Source organism: Phenylobacterium sp., from assembly GCF_031425575.1.
GTDB lineage: Bacteria > Pseudomonadota > Alphaproteobacteria > Caulobacterales > Caulobacteraceae > Phenylobacterium.
Map to the genome: position 1 here is coordinate 1 of NZ_JANPJP010000139.1, position 2,210 is coordinate 2,210.

Annotated in this window: 2 protein-coding genes; one reads left to right on the forward strand and one right to left on the reverse strand. The window is 66.0% G+C overall.

From position 1 onward, the window contains the following. Positions 1-227: 227 nt before the first annotated feature. The gene (locus tag RMO97_RS08310) at positions 228-1,100 is read right to left on the reverse strand and encodes a hypothetical protein (protein ID WP_310540270.1); all 873 of its coding nucleotides are present in this window, start codon (positions 1,098-1,100) and stop codon (positions 228-230) included. Positions 1,101-1,511: 411 nt separating this feature from the next. Between RMO97_RS08310 and RMO97_RS08315 the strand changes: the two genes are divergently transcribed. Further along, a partial coding sequence (locus RMO97_RS08315) for an aminotransferase class I/II-fold pyridoxal phosphate-dependent enzyme (protein ID WP_310540271.1) occupies positions 1,512-2,210 on the forward strand: 699 nt, incomplete at its 3' end.

A 2,210-nucleotide genomic window follows, 5' to 3' on the forward strand; every position in this document is an offset into this window, starting at 1 on the left:
GCTGACATGTACGCGGTACTCCAGGCTCTTACGGAACCGAGCCCCATTATGGGGCCGCAGGGTCAAGCTTGGGTAAATTTTGGCGCTGGTGGTGTCACTATCTCGCGAGCCAACCCCGCCGGGGCGAAGGCGGTTCAGCGAGACAAGGCCTGGACCAAAGGGCTCTAATTCAAAAAGTTAGAGCATTTTTCGATGCGATAACCGTTTCACACTTATCGGAAAATGCTCTAGCCGCCGACCTTGACCGGCGACAGCTTCGCGTAGTCGCAGGTCTGGTAGAGTTCCGCGTCTTGTTCGATGAACAGGCGATCGGCGGCGGCGAACTTCCGGAGCTCGGGGGTTGACCGGGTCTTCTCATAGGCGTCGAAGTCCGAGCGCAGCTGGGTGAGGCTCGCTGACACCTCGGTGGCCGGCTTCTTCTCCAGGCACATCAGCTTGATCTGGGTGATGCCTTCGAAGACGAAACGATAGTCGGTCTTCGATTCAGCATTGTCGGCTGCCCTCAGGCTCGCCAGGTCCGCCAGCCTGGCCCGCGCACTGGCATAGTCCTTCAGATGCATCCGCGCGTTGGCCGATCCCTCCAGGGCGCGTATCCGCCACTGCGCATCGACCGTCTCGATATCGTCAACCGCAAGAGCCCGGTCGTAGTCCTTGCCGGCTATGGCGTAGTCGCCGACAACCCGGGCGCTCACAGCTTCGATATAGGCGTCCACGAACTTGCGGGTCGCCCTGTAGTCGGGTGAGAGCAGTCCACCTTCCAGGGTCGCGCAGCTGTTGGTGGCCAAGGTCAGCAGGCGCGCGCTGTCATCTCCCAGGGCCTCCCGCTGTCGAGAGGTCATGCCGTGCAGGATGTCGCGGATCGATACGATCCTGGCGCAGGTCTGTTGGGGTGTTTCGATGGGCTGTCGCAGGAGGTCCTGCAGGTCGGTGAAGGCGGTTCGCGTGATGGCCTTGTTGGCCTGCAGCATGGCGGCCTCGCTCCGCAGCGCGGTCACCTGATCCTGCAGCCGCCTGTAGGAGATCGCGGTCGCGATCCCCAGGGTCACGCAGACCGCGACGAGCACCCAGATGGCGGTGTTGATGAGGCGCGATCTGTTCATTGGCCACCGGGGGGCGTCATCCGACCCAAGATCGGTTTGAGAAGGGTGCTGACCGGGATCCAGCCCGCGGCGGCGAAGCACATAAACATGAGAGCGAAGCAGTAGGGGGCCCGTGTCTCAAGTTCGCCAGGCGGGAGCCCCAGCCACCGGTCCCCGCCCATCATCAGGAACAGTACGCAGAGCACGATCAAGGCCCCCAGCAGGGCGAACAGTGCGGAAATACGCGGATCCCGCTGCAGCAGAACCGGCGATTGCTCCAGACTCGAAGGCGCAGTTTGATCCGCCACGTCCACCCCTATAGTGACGCTTCAGTCTCCGTTACAACCCGGGAATGTCAAGCGGGGTGGTGCAACCGAATGACGTGGCGCCCGGTCTTCCCCCACCCGCCAAGCCGGTGCATATCGGCGCCCGATGACCGACAGCCTCACCGCCTTCGCCGCCGAGAAACTGGATCAGCTGGAGAGCCGCAGCCTGCGCCGACGGCTGGTTCCCACCGACCGGATCGATGGCCTGTGGGTGGAGCGGGGCGGGCGGCGCCTGCTGTCCTTCTCCTGCAACGACTATCTGAACTTGTCGCACCACCCGGCGGTGAAGGCCGCGGCCATGGCGGCGGTCGAGCGCTACGGCGCCGGCGCCGGGGCCTCGCGGCTGGTGACCGGCGACCATCCGGTGTTCGGCGAGCTGGAGGTCCGGCTGGCGGCGCTGAAGGGCAAGCAGGCCGCCTGTGTCTTCGGCTCCGGCTACCTGGCCAACGCCGGCATCATTCCCACCGTCATGGGGCCTGGCGACCTGATCCTGGCCGACGAGCTGGCCCACGCCTGCATCTGGTCGGGCGCCCAGCTGTCCGGCGCGACCGTGCTGGCCTTCCGTCACACCGACAGGGCCGACCTGGCGCAGAAGCTGGCCGCCCGGCGGGGCGCGGCCGCCCGCTGCCTGGTCGCCACCGACGGGGTCTTCTCCATGGACGGTGACCTGGCGCCCCTGGACGCCATCAGCGATCTCGCCCGCGCGCATGACGCGTGGCTGCTGGTGGACGACGCCCACGGTCTCGGCGTGCTGGGGCAGGGGGGCGCGGGCGCGGGCTCGGTCTATCCCGGCGCCCACATCGAC

Bases quoted from the DNA above. Each gene is read 5' to 3' on its own strand.
- RMO97_RS08310 (WP_310540270.1), bottom strand. From the start codon at position 1,100: ATGAACAGATCGCGCCTCATCAACACCGCCATCTGGGTGCTCGTCGCG.